This window comes from Eubacterium sp. AF16-48, from assembly GCF_003479405.1.
Classification (GTDB): domain Bacteria; phylum Bacillota; class Clostridia; order Lachnospirales; family Lachnospiraceae; genus Eubacterium_G; species Eubacterium_G segne.
The window spans coordinates 303,630-320,327 of record NZ_QUHB01000002.1 but is presented as its reverse complement, the minus strand read 5'-3'; the positions used below and the strand labels follow the sequence as shown (position 1 = coordinate 320,327).

At 37.4% G+C, this 16,698-nt stretch carries 12 protein-coding genes; 3 read left to right on the top strand and 9 right to left on the bottom strand.

Translation table 11 applies throughout. From position 1 onward, the window contains the following. The first annotated feature begins 98 nt into the window (after positions 1-98). Positions 99-1,427, top strand: a complete 1,329-nt coding sequence (locus DWW68_RS03845) for a citrate/2-methylcitrate synthase (RefSeq protein WP_347497882.1) — start codon at positions 99-101, stop codon at positions 1,425-1,427. Positions 1,428-1,555: 128 nt separating this feature from the next. Here the strand turns inward: DWW68_RS03845 and dnaJ are convergent, their stop codons facing one another. The 4 genes from dnaJ to hrcA form a co-directional block, all read right to left on the bottom strand. Then, on the bottom strand, positions 1,556-2,716 hold the full coding sequence (gene dnaJ / locus DWW68_RS03840) for a molecular chaperone DnaJ (protein ID WP_118588937.1): 1,161 nt from the start codon (positions 2,714-2,716) through the stop codon (positions 1,556-1,558). Positions 2,717-2,833: 117 nt separating this feature from the next. Beyond that, entirely contained in the window at positions 2,834-4,696 is a 1,863-nt protein-coding gene (dnaK, locus tag DWW68_RS03835; RefSeq protein ID WP_118588936.1) for a molecular chaperone DnaK, read from the bottom strand. Between the two features lie 34 nt (positions 4,697-4,730). Continuing rightward, positions 4,731-5,372 carry a nucleotide exchange factor GrpE gene (grpE, locus tag DWW68_RS03830; RefSeq protein WP_118588935.1) on the bottom strand — a complete coding sequence of 214 codons (642 nt, stop codon included), beginning with the start codon at positions 5,370-5,372 and terminating at the stop codon, positions 4,731-4,733. A gap of 30 nt (positions 5,373-5,402) precedes the next feature. Next, positions 5,403-6,446, bottom strand: a complete 1,044-nt coding sequence (hrcA, locus tag DWW68_RS03825; protein WP_118588934.1) for a heat-inducible transcriptional repressor HrcA — start codon at positions 6,444-6,446, stop codon at positions 5,403-5,405. Between the two features lie 347 nt (positions 6,447-6,793). Between hrcA and DWW68_RS03820 the strand changes: the two genes are divergently transcribed. Beyond that, the gene (locus tag DWW68_RS03820; protein WP_243053017.1) at positions 6,794-8,197 is read left to right on the top strand and encodes an MATE family efflux transporter; all 1,404 of its coding nucleotides are present in this window, start codon (positions 6,794-6,796) and stop codon (positions 8,195-8,197) included. A gap of 59 nt (positions 8,198-8,256) precedes the next feature. Here DWW68_RS03820 and DWW68_RS03815 read toward each other — a convergent pair whose 3' ends face one another. From DWW68_RS03815 to epsC, 4 genes are all read right to left on the bottom strand, one after another. Continuing rightward, complete coding sequence (locus DWW68_RS03815; protein ID WP_118588933.1) at positions 8,257-10,575, bottom strand: PTS transporter subunit IIABC; 2,319 nt, start codon at positions 10,573-10,575, stop codon at positions 8,257-8,259. Between the two features lie 72 nt (positions 10,576-10,647). Next, complete coding sequence (locus tag DWW68_RS03810; RefSeq protein ID WP_021953429.1) at positions 10,648-11,499, bottom strand: patatin family protein; 852 nt, start codon at positions 11,497-11,499, stop codon at positions 10,648-10,650. Positions 11,500-11,554: 55 nt separating this feature from the next. After that, complete coding sequence (gene rbr / locus DWW68_RS03805) at positions 11,555-12,094, bottom strand: rubrerythrin (protein WP_021953430.1); 540 nt, start codon at positions 12,092-12,094, stop codon at positions 11,555-11,557. A gap of 149 nt (positions 12,095-12,243) precedes the next feature. Further along, positions 12,244-13,215, bottom strand: a complete 972-nt coding sequence (epsC, locus tag DWW68_RS03800; protein WP_021953431.1) for a serine O-acetyltransferase EpsC — start codon at positions 13,213-13,215, stop codon at positions 12,244-12,246. Positions 13,216-14,130: 915 nt separating this feature from the next. Here epsC and DWW68_RS03795 point away from each other — a divergent pair. Beyond that, positions 14,131-15,483 carry an MATE family efflux transporter gene (locus DWW68_RS03795; RefSeq protein WP_118588932.1) on the top strand — a complete coding sequence of 451 codons (1,353 nt, stop codon included), beginning with the start codon at positions 14,131-14,133 and terminating at the stop codon, positions 15,481-15,483. A gap of 89 nt (positions 15,484-15,572) precedes the next feature. On the opposite strand, the gene aroB is transcribed toward DWW68_RS03795, so the two are convergent. Next, entirely contained in the window at positions 15,573-16,685 is a 1,113-nt protein-coding gene (aroB, locus tag DWW68_RS03790; protein WP_118588931.1) for a 3-dehydroquinate synthase, read from the bottom strand. Positions 16,686-16,698: the final 13 nt, after the last annotated feature.

Sequence of the window (16,698 nt, the reverse complement as noted above, 5' to 3'; positions counted from 1 at the left end):
TATGACAATTACTTAATTTTAATTTTAAAAAAAGGAGGGAAAATATATTGCTATTAAATGAAAATTCATTTGAGACTGAAGATAAGCTTACGGCACAAATTGAAAGGTACGCTGACCGTTGCGTAAACAATTCCTGCATAGATCCAAGTCTCTATGATGTATATAACGTTAAAAGAGGTTTACGTGAAAAAGGTGGAAAAGGTGTTCTTACCGGTCTTACTGAAATAGGTGATGTTCATTCATTTGAGGTGGTTGACGGTGTTACGGTTCCATGCGAGGGACAGCTGTTCTACCGTGGAATGAATATAGAAGATATTGTTAATGGATTTATTGCTGAGGACAGATTCGGATTTGAGGAAGTAACTTACCTGTTATTATTTGGCGAACTACCTAATGCAAAACGCCTTGAAAATTTCAATAATGTTCTTGCTTCATTTTGTAATCTTCCTTCATCCTTTGTAAGAGACATTGTTATGAAGGCTACAAGCAAGGATATGATGAATCTTTTGGCACGATGTGTATTGTCCCTGTATTCATGGGACGATAACCCTGATGATACTTCCATTCCAAACGTTTTACGTCAGAGTTTAAGTCTTATAGCAAGAGTTCCTCTTATTTCAGTATATGGATATCAGTCAATGAGGCATTATCACTATCATGATAATCTTCACATTATAAATCCTGACCCTAAGCTATCAACAGCTGAAAATATCTTAAGACTTTTAAGACCCGACAGCTCCTATACTAATTTGGAAGCTAAAATTTTGGATTTGGCACTTGTTCTTCATGCAGAACATGGCGGTGGTAATAACTCAACCTTTACTAACCATGTTGTATCTTCATCAGGAACAGATACATACTCAGCAATTGCCGCCTCTCTTTGTTCCTTAAAGGGTCCAAGACACGGTGGTGCTAATGTTAAGGTTAAGAAAATGTTTGATAACATGAAAGAAACTGTTAATGACTGGAACGACGATGATGAGGTTAAAAATTATCTTAAGGGTATCTTAGATAAACGTCTCTTTGACCAGTCAGGATTAATATATGGTATTGGTCATGCTGTTTATGCCATATCAGACCCAAGAGCCAAACTTTTGAAGAGTTTCACAAAAAAACTTGCCGAAGAAAAGAATCTTATGGACGAGTATCATCTTTATGAAAATGTTGAACGTCTTGCCCCTGAGGTTATTTCAAAGGCTCACAACAGAAAGAAAAGTGTTAGTGCCAACGTAGATTTCTACAGTGGATTTGTATATTCGATGTTAGGTTTACCTGATGAATTATATACCCCAATGTTTGCTGCCGCCAGAATGGCAGGTTGGAGTGCACACCGTATTGAAGAAATCATTAATGCCGGAAAGATTATCCGTCCGGCTTACAAGAACGTGGCAAAACCTACGGCATATGTACCACTTAACAAGCGATAAACAAAATATGACTTTAAATAATATACATTTTTAAATAAAACAAAGGCAGTTAGTTTAAGCAAATTGTTCATTCTAACTGCCTTTATTCTTTCAGATTTAATTTTCAGCAAATCTGAATTTCTCTATTTTTAAAAGAATTTCTTCTTTCTCTTCTTCTCAGTTCCTCCCGGTTTTGCATCGTCAAACTCATGAAGTGTATTGCCTGAGATTTCATCAAATTTCTTAAGAAGCTCTTTTTGTTCTGAATTTAAGTGAGTAGGAACGTCTACCACAAGAGTTGAATACTGGTCTCCCTTTGTATTCTGATTGTGTACATTGCAAACGCCCTTTCCCTTAAGTCTGATACGTGTTCCTGTTTGTGTACCCGGCTTAATGTTAAATTTAACATCACCATCTATGGTTTTGACACGAATATCTCCACCTAATGCTGCCTGTGCATATGATATACGGGTATTGTTATACAAATTCATACCATCACGCTCAAAGTTTGCACTTGGAGATACACGAACATCAACTAACAAATCACCTCTTGGACCACCGTTTGTACCCGGTTCCCCTTCACCTGTTTTACGGATTCTCTGCATATCATCAATACCTGCAGGAATATCAATAGTAACTTTCTTCTTCGTCTGTTTATATCCATTGCCATAGCAATCAGGACATTTTTCCTTGATAATTTTACCTGTTCCGCGACAATCAGGACATACCTGAGTACTTTGCATCATACCAAACATAGTCTGCTGACGTGAAACATACTGACCCTGACCATTACATTTAGGACACTTTTCAGGAGAAGTTCCAGGCTTTGCACCTGTTCCGTTACAGGTTTTACATATTTCCTTGTAATTAATTGTAACTTCCTTCTTGCATCCAAATACAGCCTCTTCAAAAGTAATTCGGATACCACATCTCACATCGGCTCCACGCATTGGACCGTTATTGCTTCTTGAACGTCCACGGCTTCCACCTCCGAAAATATCACCAAAGATATCACCGAATCCACCGAAAATATCACCGAAATCCATATTGTTAAAGTCAAAGCCACCTGCTCCGCCACTGCCATCAAAAGCCGCATGACCAAACTGGTCGTACTGCTTTCTCTTTTCATCATCAGATAACACCGCATATGCTTCTGATGCTTCCTTGAACTTTGCAGCTGCCTCTTCATTTCCCGGATTTGCATCAGGGTGATACTTTTTTGCCAGAGTTCTATATGCTTTTTTTATTGTGGCTGCATCAGCGTTCTTGTCAACGCCTAACACCTCATAATAATCTCTCTTATCTGCCATAATAATATACCTTCCATCGTTAAAAAATAGCGTATCTTATTTCGTGGGAAAACCCGTCCGTTTGAAACGGGCGGGATTCTCCGGTAATAAGGGGCATCACCCCATTATATTTTTAATTTATACTTCTGTGAAGTCTCCATCAACCACATCGTCATCATGTGGTGCGGCTCCACCTGCATTCATGTCAGGACCTGCACCCTGTGCTCCTGCAGCACCCTGTGCCTGTTCGTACATCTTCTGGAATAACTGCTGTGCTGAGTTCATTAATTTCTCTTTTCCAGCCTTTAATTCCTCAACCTGAGCCTCTGTAGGTTCATTAGCACCAATTGCAGAAACTGTGGCCTTTAATGCATCGATGTCAGCCTGAACTGCCTGCTTATCACCTTCTGCTAACTTATCACCGGCTTCGCTCATTGCCTGTTCTGTCTGAGTAATGATAGCTTCAGCGTCATTCTTTGCATCAATTGCTTCCTTACGTTTCTTATCAGCTGCTTCATATTCAGCTGCTTCCTTAACTGCCTTATCAATATCTTCATCTGACATATTTGATCCGGCTGTAATTGTAATGTGCTGTTCCTTGCCTGTTCCAAGGTCTTTAGCTGATACATTAACAATACCGTTTGCATCAATATCAAATGTAACCTCAATCTGTGGAACACCTCTTCTTGCTGGAGGAATTCCATCAAGTCTGAACTGTCCAAGGGACTTGTTATCTCTTGCGAACTGTCTCTCACCCTGTACTACGTTAATATCAACTGCTGTCTGGTTATCTGCTGCTGTTGAGAAAATCTGGCTCTTCTTTGTAGGAATAGTTGTATTTCTCTCAATAAGTCTTGTAGCAACACCCCCCATTGTTTCAATTGATAATGAAAGTGGAGTAACATCAAGAAGAAGAATATCACCGGCACCTGCGTCACCTGCTAATTTACCACCCTGAATTGAGGCACCAATAGCTACACATTCATCAGGATTCATCTTCTTTGATGGCTCGTGACCTGTTAACTGTTTAACCTTATCCTGAACAGCCGGGATTCTTGTAGAACCACCAACTAATAATACTTTGCTAAGCTCTGAAGCTGTAATTCCTGCATCCTTTAACGCATTCTGTACAGGAATAGCTGTTCTCTCAACTAAGTCTCTTGTAAGTTCATCAAACTTAGCCTTTGTAAGAGTCATGTTAAGATGCTGTGGTCCCTGCTCATTAGCTGTAATGAATGGGATGTTAATTTCAACCTGTGTAGATGATGAAAGTTTCTTCTTAGCATCTTCTGCTTCAGCTTTAATTCTTTCCATAGCCATCTTATCATTTGAAAGGTCAATACCTGTTTTTGACTTAAAGTCAGCTACCATATAATCCATAACCTTCTTATCAAAGTCATCACCACCAAGCTTATTATCACCGTTTGTTGCTAAAACTTCGATAACGCCATCACCGATTTCGATAACAGATACATCAAATGTTCCACCACCTAAATCGTATACCATAATCTTTTGTTCTTTTTCATTATCAAGACCATAAGCCAAAGCTGCTGCTGTAGGCTCGTTGATAATTCTCTTAACATCAAGACCTGCAATCTTACCTGCATCCTTTGTAGCCTGTCTCTGAGCATCATTGAAATATGCCGGAACAGTTATAACTGCTTCTGTAACTTTTTCACCAAGATAGCTTTCTGCATCAGCTTTCAACTTCTGAAGAATCATAGCTGAAATAGCCTGTGGTGTATAAGACTTGTCGTTAATAGTAACTTTATAATCTGTACCCATATGTCTCTTAATTGATGATACTGTACCTTCTGCATTAGTTACTGCCTGACGTTTAGCCTGCTCACCAACTAATCTTTCACCATCTTTTTTAAAAGCAACTACTGAAGGAGTTGTTCTTGCTCCATCTGCATTTGTTATAACTGTAGGTTCTCCACCTTCCATAACAGCTACACATGAGTTTGTTGTTCCTAAATCAATACCAATAATCTTTCCCATTTTATTTTCCTCCTAAAATAACATAAAACTTTAGTTAATTTGCAACTTTTACCATACTGTGTCTAATAACAGTATCTCTATATTTATAGCCTTTCTGCAGTTCCTGAGAAACAATGTTTTCACCAAGTTCATCGTTTTCCTCATGCATTACTGCATTGTGAAGGTCAGAGTCAAATTCCTTTCCTTCGGCTTCAATAGCTGTAACTCCCATTTCATCAAGAGTTGAAAGTAATTGTTTATAAATAAGATTCATTCCCTGTCCTACAGGTGACTCTAAATCTTCTTCACTAAGTGCTGCAACTCCTCTTTCAAAGTTGTCTACTATAGGAAGTATCTTCTCTATAATAGATTTGGCACCTGTTTCAAACATTGCTGCCTTTTCCTTTTCGCTTCGGCTTCTGAAGTTTTGGAACTCTGCAAATAATCTCTGGTACTTATCATTAAGTTCCTCTATCTGCTGGTCTTTTTTGTCCTTCTTCTTTAAGCCACGCTTTTTTTTCTTATCAGGATTTTCATTCTTGTCTGATGCCTCCTGTTTTTCCTCTGCCACATCCTGTGATTTTGCATCCTGTGACTTTTCTTCTTTTTTAGATTCTTCCTTTACTTTCTCTGTAGTTTCTTCATTTGCCACATCTTTTTCAAGGTTCTCATCTAAATCTTTATTTTCCTTTTGCATCGGATAATCATCCTTTCTTAAAACTTTATACTAATTATCATCTTTAAAAGTCTCACTTAACTGTTCTTTAACAGTTCTTAAAGTTTCAACAACCTTTTCGTAGTCCATTCGCTTCGGTCCTATAATACCGATAGTTCCTTTAAATCCATCTTCAAGCTCGTATGTTGCCGTGACAACGCTACAATCCTTCATGGACTTAACCGGGCTCTCACTACCTATATATACCTGAATGCCTGTTTCCTCATCACTTTCATTAATAAGTTCTGTCAGCTGTGACTTTTCTTCTAATGTTGTAAGTAACTGGCTGGCTCTTTCCTTATCACTAAGCTCAGGATATTTAAAAATATTAGTGGCACCTGATGTGTAAATCTTCATCTGTGCCTCTGTAGCAATAGCTTCCGTAATGGTCTTTAACACTTCATTAACCAATCCCTCAAGTTCTCCTGCCTGAGATGTTAATGTGGAAATAACTCCTAAGTTGATTTCCTCTAATGACAAACCTGCCAAAACAGTGTTAAGTGCCACATTCAATCTCACTATCATTTCCTGACTAATCTGCTGTGTAGTCTTTATAATTCTGTTAACTACGTGATTCTTGTCAGAAACAACAGTGCATAACAACTGATTTTCATCAATTACTGATAATTGAACAAACTTGATTTTATTCTCCTGAGACTTCGGTGCGGATACCATGGTGGCATAATTGGTATTATTTGCTAATACCTTTGCCATATTTTGAAGTAATGTCTCAACCTTATCAACCTTCTCAATTAACAAATCTTCTTTTTCAGTTACCTTCTTTTCTCTTTCATCTAACTCAGACATCTTATCCTTTAAGATATTGTCCACATAAAATCTGTAACCCTTATCTGTAGGAATACGTCCTGCCGATGTATGGGGCTGGATAATGTATCCCATCTCTTCTAAGTCAGACATTTCATTTCTAATGGTAGCTGAACTTAAATTCAAATCAGTGTTCTTGGAAATGGTTCTGGAACCTACCGGCTCGCCTGTTTCTAAGTAGCTTCTGATGATAGCATCTAAAATCTTTTCTTTTCTATCACTAAGTTCCATAAGCATCTCCTTTCTTTGATTTATTAGCACTCATTAGTTTCGAGTGCTAATATTTCATCTGACACTAAAATATCACTATCAAAGTACTTTGTCAACAATTTTATTAAAAAAGATTTGTTAATAAATTGTAAACATTTTTAACGCCACTATTTTAAGTTTTTCTTCTATTATAATAATGCACATTACCAATATATCTTAAAACTATAAAATTAATTTATATTTTTATATTGATTGTAGTGGAATCATGTGTTATTCTACTACCTATTGCAATTAATTATTGTGATTATTTTATACAGTTATTTATTGCTGTTTTTATTTAAATTATTTAATGAGATGAGGTTATTTTAATGGTTGCGGAAGGAAAACAGACTTTTAGAACAAAATATTTTGGCGACAAAGCTTTTTACAAAATGATTATGGCTATTGCACTGCCTATTGTTATTCAAAATCTTCTTACTAACTTTGTTGCTATGCTTGATAATGTAATGGTAGGAAAAATCGGAACAGACCAGATGACCGGTGTTGCCATTATTAACCAGTTATTTTTTGTGTTTAATCTGGCAGTTTTTGGTGGAATGTCCGGAGCGGGAATTTTTTCTGCCCAATATTTCGGTCAGAATAATCATAATGGTGCCAGAAATGTATTTAGAATGAAATTAATTATAGGAATATTTATTATTGCCATAAGCATGTGTGTTTTAATTATTCTCCACGAACCTTTAATTAATATGTTCCTGCATGAAGGTGGGGCTTCCGGAAATATCCATGCTACATTTAAATATGCCAGGGATTATCTATACATCATGCTTTTTAGTATTATTCCTTTTGTAGTGGCAAATTGCTATAGCACAACCCTTAAGGAAGCCGGTCAAACCATGGTTCCTATGATAGCAGGACTTTTAGCCGTTATTGTTGACTTTGTTTTCAATGCTCTTTTAATATTCGGTTTACTTGGTTTTCCAAAACTGGGAGTCATAGGTGCTGCCATTGCAACAGTTATGTCAAGATTTGTTGAATGTGGATATCTTATAATTTATACCTACAGACACAGTGATAAATATAGGTTTATTAAAGGTGTTTATAGCAATTTGCATGTGCCTTCCTCTCTTGTAAAAAAGATTCTTTTACGCGGTACTCCCTTATTATTTAACGAATTGCTTTGGGCCGCCGGAATAACAATGCAGACACAGGCACTTTCTACCAGAGGACTTTCGGCCATAGCCGGGCTTAATATTTCCAACACTCTTAATAATGTAGTTAATACATTTTTCTTAACAATGGGCATTGCCATTTCTATTGTTATTGGTCAGTTAATTGGTGCCGGCAAGCTAAAAGAGGCTAAGGAAACGGATACGAAGATGATCACTTTTTCTTTAATGATTTCTCTTGGAGTATCTGCCCTGTTGCTTATTGCAGCACCTTTGTTCCCACGTATATATAACACAACCGGAGAAATACGTTATCTTGCCACAAGATTTATTTTGGTATATGTTCTTGCCACACCATTTAACGCCTTTACCAATGCGGCGTACTTTACTCTTAGAAGTGGTGGCAAAACGGTTATGACTTTTATTTTTGACAGTGGTTTTATATGGGCGGTAAATGTACCTGTGGCAATGCTACTGGCACATTTCACTAATCTGCCGATTGTGTGGATGTTCTTTATTATAAGTATGCTTGATGCCATTAAATCTGTTGTGGGATTTATTCTTGTGAAAAAAGGCGATTGGCTAAATATAATTGTGGAGTAGGAAACCGGGGCGGTGAAATTTCATTTTTGTAATTTCACCTGCCCTGCCTATCTCCACAGCTATTCCGAAATTTCAATTTCAAACAATTCTTCTCCTGCCTGTACTGCACCTTCTTTTAGAAGTTTTATAGTCATCCTGTTATTCATATCAGTGCACAAAACCGGTGATACAATGGATGGAGCATTTTTCTTCAAATATTCCAAATCAAGTTTCATAAGAGTGTCTCCATATTTTACTTTGTCTCCGGCTCTTACAAACACATCGAATCCTTTTCCTCCTAACTTTACTGTATCAATTCCCACATGAATAATATAATTTAATCCATTTGAATCCTTTATTCCTATGGCATGCTTAGAATCAAAGACAAATGTCACTTCTCCATCTACCGGTGCCTTGACTATCGGTGCCCTTGGTGTCACCGCAGCACCATCCCCCATCATTTTTGAAGCAAAAGCCTCATCAGGCACATTTTCAATTTTATCCGCAAATCCGGTAATTGGACTTAAAACAAGAATCTTTTTCCCTCCGGATGTAATACTTGTTTCTTTCCTCGTAATACCATTCCCATTATTCTCATTACTTTCCATGGTACCATTCTTATTCCTCTCTATGGTATCATTCTCATTATTTTCTCTGATACTATCCTTATGGTTCTCCCTTAAAGCCTCCGTTTCTTTTCCTATGGTATCTGCTAAGTCACTTTCTAAAAATTCCTCAAAATCAGATTTTATTACCGTGACTTTTGGCCCGTATATTATTTGCACCCCATTGCCTTTGTGAACAACCCCTGATGCACCTGTCATTCTCAGAACTGAATCATTTACCAAATCGGCATTAAAAACCGTACACCTTAACCTTGTAGCACAGCAATCCACATCTGAAATATTGTCTTTTCCACCTAAGCCTTTGCAAATGGCAATAGACAATTCATTAGCGATTGCTTCTTTAGAGCCATCTCCCTCGTCACTTCCTGCTGAGCTGCCTGATTTACTTCCTGCTACACCATCGGATTCACTTACTGCTGTATCTCCCAAATCAGTTCCTGAGCTGCCTTTCTTTTTCGCATCCACATCACTTCGTTTATATAATTTAACCTCGTCATCATCAAATCTTCCGGGAGTTCTTAAATTAAGTTTTTTAATAAGGAAACTAAATAAGAAATAATAAATTATGAAATAAAACACTCCTACAATAACAACCCATATCCAGTTTGTTTTGGCATTTCCCTGTAAAATACCAAAAAGGAAAAGGTCAATAAGTCCCCCTGAAAAAGTCATTCCTACTCCAACATTAAAGAAATGCATTAATGCGTAAGCTAAGCCGGCAAAAACGCAATGTATTCCATACAAAAGAGGCGCTACAAATAAAAATGTGAACTCTAAAGGCTCAGTGATACCTGTAACCATTGACGTCAGTGCTGCTGAAAGTAAAAGTCCATATACAAGTTTTCTTTTTCCGGGCTGTGCCGTGCGATACATGGCAAGAGCTGCCCCGGGAAGTCCGAAAATCATAAGTGGAAATTTTCCTGACATAAATCTTGTAGCCGAAACTGCAAAATGAGTTACTCCTGAATCTGCCAACTGTGCAAAGAAAATGTTTTGGGCACCTTCAACAATACGCCCTCCAACTTCCATTGTTCCCCCAACAGCAGTCTGCCAGAAAGGAATATAAAATACATGATGCAGTCCAAAGGGAATTAACAATCTTTCCATAAATCCGTAAACCCATGTTCCGATGTATCCTGAATTAAGTACAACATTTCCTACTGAGTTTATTCCTATTTGGATCGGTGGCCAGATAAAATACATCAATATTCCCACCAAAGTGTAAACAAGTGCACTTATAATAGGTACAAATCTCGTTCCTCCGAAAAACGATAAAACCTGAGGAAGTTCAATTCGATAAAACCTGTTGTGAAGTGCCGCCACTCCCAGACCAACAACAATTCCACCGAAAACACCCATTTGCAGTGATGTAATTCCGCATACATCAGCCACTGCCCCCTGAAGCATATTTTCAATTCCACCATTTATAGATATAAGAGCACTAATTGATGCATGCATAATAAAAAACGCAATTACCGCAGACAGCGCCGCAACTTCTTTCTCCTTTTTTGCCATGCCTATGGCTACCCCAATGGCAAACAAAATAGGCAGGTTAGAGAACACAATATTTCCGGCATCATTCATAACCTGAAAGATTCCGTGAAAAACTGTCCCCTGCCCCATGATTCCTTCTAATCCATATGTTTTAAGAGTGGTTTCATTAGTAAATGAGCCACCTATTCCAAGAAGTAAACCTGCTACCGGCAATATGGCTATAGGAAGCATAAAAGACCTGCCTACACGTTGTAATACACCAAAAATTCTGTCTTTCATATGACTCTCCTTTTTTTATTATTCAACATTATTTTGAACCAAAAAAGGAAAATCATACCCGATTTTTGCCAATTACATTTCTAAAAACTTTTTAATATTTTCAATATGCTGTAATCCTTCTTTTCTACCGGTCTCGTACAAAGCCTTTAACTTTTCCGGATCAGTCTCTGTCCTTTTAATTTTAATAGGATTATTTGGACGGATTACATATACCTGCTTTTTCTTCTCCATTTCCCTGATATCGTCAAGAGTTTTGTTGTACATTTCATGTCTTATTTCCATATCATGCACTAAATTAGGGTACTTCTTTCCCATTTTTAACTTAATTAAAGGAAGAGCACTGCTTTTTTTCTTCCGATAACCATCATGCTGGGTAAGAATAATAACATTTCTGTCATATCCCATTTTCTGAAACTCATGAATAGGAATAGGATCAGCAATTCCGCCGTCTAACATCTTTTGTCCGTCTATTTCAACTATATTAGATACCAGAGGCATAGATGCAGATGCACGATACCATTCAACATCCACCCTGTCTCCATTAGGGCATTTGTGATAAACCGGCTTTCCTGTTTCAATATCTGTTGCCACGGCGTAAAACTCCATTGGATTTTCCTGATATGTTTTTATGTCAAAAACATCTAATTTTTCCGGCAACTGCCTGTAACAGAAATCTGCTCCATACAAATCACCGGTTTTTATCAGAGATCTTATTCCCACATATCGGGGATCTTTGGAATATTTTAAATTGTACCTGATGGTACGACCAATCTGCTTTGATTTGAAATTACAGCCAAAAGTAGCACCTGCTGAAACTCCTATGGTTCCGTCCACAGTAATATTATTTTCCATCATTACATCCAGAACACCTGCAGTATACATACCACGCATGGCTCCGCCTTCTAATACAAGTCCCGTTTTCATAACCGTCTCCTTCTTGTCAAATTGGTTCTTTGCCTACTAAGTAGTCATTTACATATTAATAGTTTTCAGGTTTTACCTGGAAATAAGACTGTGGATGTGCACAGACAGGGCAAACTTCCGGTGCCTTTTTACCGATAACAATATGTCCACAGTTTAAGCACTGCCATACGCAATCTCCATCCTTTGAAAATACCAAATCACCTTCAATATTTTCCAGTAATTTCTTGTATCTTTCTTCATGTTCTTTTTCAATTTTTGCAACACCGTCAAACAAATCTGCGATTTCGTTAAAGCCTTCTTCTCTTGCTTCCTTGGCAAACTCTGCATACATATCTGTCCACTCGTAATTTTCACCTGCAGCCGCATCCTTTAAATTCTCTACAGTTGATGGAATTGCTCCGCCATGTAATAATTTAAACCAGATTTTTGCATGTTCCTTTTCATTAGCTGCTGTTTCTTCAAAAATATTTGCAATCTGAACATATCCATCCTTTTTTGCCTTTGATGCGTAATATGTGTACTTATTTCTTGCCTGTGACTCTCCTGCAAATGCAGCCATTAAATTTGCCTCTGTTCTTGATCCTTTTAACTCCATAGTATTTCCTCCTAATATTTTAGATGTGCCCAACGACACACCTTATTTTTATGAGAATGCCCCAAACTCCTGTATTTCTAATTAATTTCAGGCATTCCACATTATATGGTTATCCCACATTTTATTTTTATGCATATTCTGCATGTTTTCTAAATAATATAAAACCAGCTTTCATCCTGCTCTAAATCAGTTATTTCAATGCCTGAAGCCTCTTTTTTGTTTTTTCCGGTTTTGTAATTTAACTCCTGATTTTTGATGCTTACCCTGGTTTCCGGTGCAATGGAACTGGTGATAAATGCGTTACTTCCTATTACTGAATTTCTTCCTATTACAGTTTCACCTCCAAGTACCGAAGCCCCTGAATAAATAGTAACGTTATCCTCAATAGTCGGATGCCTCTTTACACCCTTTAATTTCTGACCGCCTCTTGTAGACAGGGCACCAATGGTTACTCCCTGATACACCTTTACATTATCACCAATGATAGTTGTTTCTCCCACAACTATTCCTGTTCCATGATCCATAAAGAAATATTTTCCAATAGTTGCTCCCGGATGAATGTCTATTCCGGTCTGACTGTGAGCATGTTCAGTCATAATTCTTGGAATAAGTGGTACCGACAGTTTAAAAAGTTCATGGGCAATACGGTTTATGGTAATAGTGTATAATCCCGGATAAGACAAAATTATCTCATTTCTGTTAAATGCCGCTGGGTCACCATCAAAAGCCGCCTGAACATCTGTCTCTGTATACTCTCTTATCAAAGGAATCTTTTTGAAAAACTCTAATGTAATCTTTTCAGCTTTTTCAGCCATTTCGTCTTCGTTTGCATTCTGATTTTCCGGCAACTGCCTAAGAGCTATGGCAATTTGTTTATTCAAATTAAACATAACATCTTCTAACAAAACCGTAAGTCTGCTGTTTAAATTATAAAATCTATAGGTTTTTTCCCTGAAGAATCCCGGAAAGACAATTTTCAACATCTTATCTAATATATCAACTATAACCTCCGTATCCGGTTGGTCAAAAAGTTCAATCTGATTGATTGTTCTGTCATCCTTATAGTCTTCCAACAATTCTCCAACAATATTCCTAATTTCTTCTTCACGTCCGTCTCTCATATATTTAACTCCTCGACTTAAGTTACTTTTATATAATACTAGCACAATTTTTGAAATATGTGTAACTCTTTTTTAGGTTATGTGTCAGGCTCGATGTTAGTTTCAATGGCAAGTTAGGATTCGTGCCGGGAATTAATCATGAAATTGTTGTTTTCCCGGTTTGTTTCTTTGGTTTCAGCCGGGGAAGAAACAATTCGTGCCAGGAATTCGTTATGAAATCCTTCTTTTCCCGGTTTGTTTCTTTGGTTTCAACCGGGTAAGAGGTGATTTATGCCGGGAATTCATTATGAAATCTTTCTTTTACCGGTTTGTTTCTTTGGTTTTAGCCGGGGAAGGGGCGATTCATGCCAGGAATTCATTATGAAATCCTTCTTTTCCCGGTTTGTTTCTTTGGTTTCAGCCGGGTAAGAGGTGATTCATGCCGGGAATTCATTATGAAATCTTTCTTTTCCCGGTTTGTTTCTTTGGTTTCAACCGGGTAAGAGGTGATTCATGCCGGGAATTCATTATGAAATCCTTCTTTTCCCGGTTTGTTTCTTTGGTTTCAGCCGGGTAAGAGGTGATTCATGCCGGGAATTCATTATGAAATCTTTCTTTTCCCGGTTTGTTTCTTTAGTTCAAGTCGGGGAAGGGGCGATTTCTAAATGATTCCATCAAAATAACCCCAACGTCAAAAAAATCCAACGCCCAATAACCACAATGTCCAAAAAATTTTGGCTGAAGTAGAAATAAACTTTTCACTTCAACAAAAAATTTCAACATTTTTTGATTTAGTTGTAGACATATTTTTTATTAGTGATAGAATAAAGTGATATTTATCGGAAGGGGGCAAAACAGGGAGTTTTTTCGGGTATTTCACTTGGTATCTAACCTCATACTTTGTAATGTATCTCCCTGTTGTTTTTACAAAAATTTATGGGACAAGTTACTATCGATAACCGTGCTTTTTATAAGCAGATTCTGGTACTGGGAGCGCCTGTTGCTCTACAGAACTTTTTTCAGGCATTAGTTAATATGCTTGATGTTTTTATGATTGGACAGCTAGGTGCTGCCGAGGTTACTGCCGTAGCCATGGGAAGTGGCTGGATTGGACTTTTGTTCTATCTTTTTAATGGAATAACTGCCACAGGCGGCGTTTTTATATCCCAATATTGGGGAAAGAAAGATACCAGGTCTATTCATCATTATATGGGACTGATGTTTATATTAAACCTGACGTTTTCCATTATATTCGCCATATTTACGGCATTATTTTCGGATACGATTATGTTGCTTTACTCGAAGGACCCTGAGGTTATAGCCCTTGGAAGTTCTTATATGAAAATAATGAGTATTTCATGTGTCCTTATCGGACTTATAAATGTATGTTCCATATCTTTAGTAAGCACGGAAAAAACATTTATAACAATGTTTGGAACAATTATTTCTCTTTCAACAAATACAATTTTTAACTACATACTTATATTTGGAAATTTTGGTGCTCCAAAGCTTGGAGTCCGGGGTGCTGCCATAGGTACAATCATCGCCCTTACCCTTGAGCTTCTGTTTTTATATGGCGTATCCATTATAAAGAAGTTTCCGATTTGTGCACCGATAAAAGAATATTTCCAGTTTTCCTTTAGTGATGTAAAAAAATACTTTCACTACGGAACATTTCTTATTATGTGTGAGGTTGTATTTGCCATTGGAAATAACATTTACAATATCGGATACAAATACACCGGAACTGCATCCCAGGCGGCTTTGCAGATTGTAAACACCTTTACCCAGTTAGCAATGATTCTATCTCAGGGAATTGGAACTGCTGCCGGAATTATGCTTGGTAAATTATTGGGTGAAAATAAATTAGAGTTGGTAAAGGCCTACAGCAGACGATTTATGGTTCTTATACCGGCAGTTGCATTTGTTCTGGGAGTAATTATAGCATTATTCTCACCACTGCTTCTTAGTATGTTTAATGTAGGCGAGGAATCCTTAGGCTATGCTCAAAAAATGATGGTTATTTTTGCTTTGACCATGCCATTTAGGGCAGAGAACTTTGCCATTGTAGCAGGTATTTTAAGAAGCGGCGGAGACAGTCTGTATTGCTTCTTGGCAAACTTTGTGGGCAACTGGCTGGTGGGAATTCCTATGGTATTCCTTGGTGCAGTTGGACTTCATCTTCCGGTATACTGGGTTTACCTGATGGTTTCCGCTGATGAATTAGGAAAAATGGTTGTAGGAATGCCTAGGGCATTGTCCTACAAATGGGTAAAAAATATCACATAATTAAATAAATTATGTTGCACTCTAAAATAAAAAAGTGAATCAAATCTTTTTTCATTTAAATAAGCTGTCGCCAATTCGACAGCTTATTTTTACATATCCATAATAATTTCTCTTGCTACACTTTCTTCAACCTGTGTTGCATAAACTCCCGGCGAGAACTCAACAATAGCTCCGATTCCATTTTGAATAACAAAACGTAATTTTCCATCCTTAACTTTTTTATCAGTATAAAGCTTCTTTACTAAAGCTTCCCTGTCTATGTAATCAGGAATTTCTGTTGGAAGCTGTGCCTTTTGATATAGGTTTATAACCCTTGTTCTCTCTTCCTCTGTAACATATCCCATTTTCTTTGCCAGATTTACCTCTGCCACCATGCCTATAGCCAATGCTTCACCGTGAAGAAGCCGGTAATCGCTTACAGTTTCAATTGCCCTGCCAACGGTATGACCTAAATTAAGGACCTCCCTAAGTCCGCTTTCCCTTTCATCCTTCATTACAACATGATATTTTATACTGCAATTTTCCTCTGCAACCTTTTCGCAAACATCTTTATCCACAGCCATTATTTTATCAATATTCTTCTCTAAATATTCAAAGAAATCACTGCTGGCTAAACATGCATGCTTTATGGTTTCTGCCAAGCCACTGGATAACTGTCTCTTTGGAAGAGTCTTCCATGCGGCAATATCAATGTAAACCTTTTGAGGTTGGTTAAACATTCCAATAAGGTTTGTAGCAAGAGGAGTATCTACTGCGGTTTTGCCTCCAACTGATGCATCAGCAGAAGCAAGTAATGTGGTGGCATAATTTATAAAAGGTACGCCTCTTCCATAGGTTCCTGCCACAAAGCCTGCCAAGTCCGTAACCACTCCGCCGCCTACTGCTATAATACAGCAATCTCTGCGGTATCCCTTTGAAAGCATTGTATCTTCCACATACTCCTTTGTCTCTCTTGTTTTACTTTTTTCACCGGCTTCAAAAACAATCAAATCTGTCTTAAATCCTGCTGTTTCAATTAACTTATGTATTTTTTCACCATATAAATCCTTAACCACAGAATCTGTTACAACTACATATTTCTTTATATTCCCTACAAGACCGGCTTTTAAATCTAAAATTAACTTTTCTTCCAAAGAAAAACCAATTTCAATATCATAACTGTCATCCACTACCTTTTTTAATTCTACGTTAAATGTACTCATATTTGTCCTTTCC

Coding starts and splice junctions, on each gene's coding strand:
- dnaJ (WP_118588937.1), bottom strand. CDS start 2,716: ATGGCAGATAAGAGAGATTATTATGAGGTGTTAGGCGTTGACAAGAAC.
- dnaK (WP_118588936.1), bottom strand. CDS start 4,696: ATGGGAAAGATTATTGGTATTGATTTAGGAACAACAAACTCATGTGTA.
- grpE (WP_118588935.1), bottom strand. CDS start 5,372: ATGCAAAAGGAAAATAAAGATTTAGATGAGAACCTTGAAAAAGATGTG.
- hrcA (WP_118588934.1), bottom strand. CDS start 6,446: ATGGAACTTAGTGATAGAAAAGAAAAGATTTTAGATGCTATCATCAGA.
- DWW68_RS03820 (WP_243053017.1), top strand. CDS start 6,794: ATGGTTGCGGAAGGAAAACAGACTTTTAGAACAAAATATTTTGGCGAC.
- DWW68_RS03815 (WP_118588933.1), bottom strand. CDS start 10,575: ATGAAAGACAGAATTTTTGGTGTATTACAACGTGTAGGCAGGTCTTTT.
- DWW68_RS03810 (WP_021953429.1), bottom strand. CDS start 11,499: ATGAAAACGGGACTTGTATTAGAAGGCGGAGCCATGCGTGGTATGTAT.
- rbr (WP_021953430.1), bottom strand. CDS start 12,094: ATGGAGTTAAAAGGATCAAGAACAGAGGCAAATTTAATGGCTGCATTT.
- epsC (WP_021953431.1), bottom strand. CDS start 13,215: ATGAGAGACGGACGTGAAGAAGAAATTAGGAATATTGTTGGAGAATTG.
- DWW68_RS03795 (WP_118588932.1), top strand. CDS start 14,131: ATGGGACAAGTTACTATCGATAACCGTGCTTTTTATAAGCAGATTCTG.
- aroB (WP_118588931.1), bottom strand. CDS start 16,685: ATGAGTACATTTAACGTAGAATTAAAAAAGGTAGTGGATGACAGTTAT.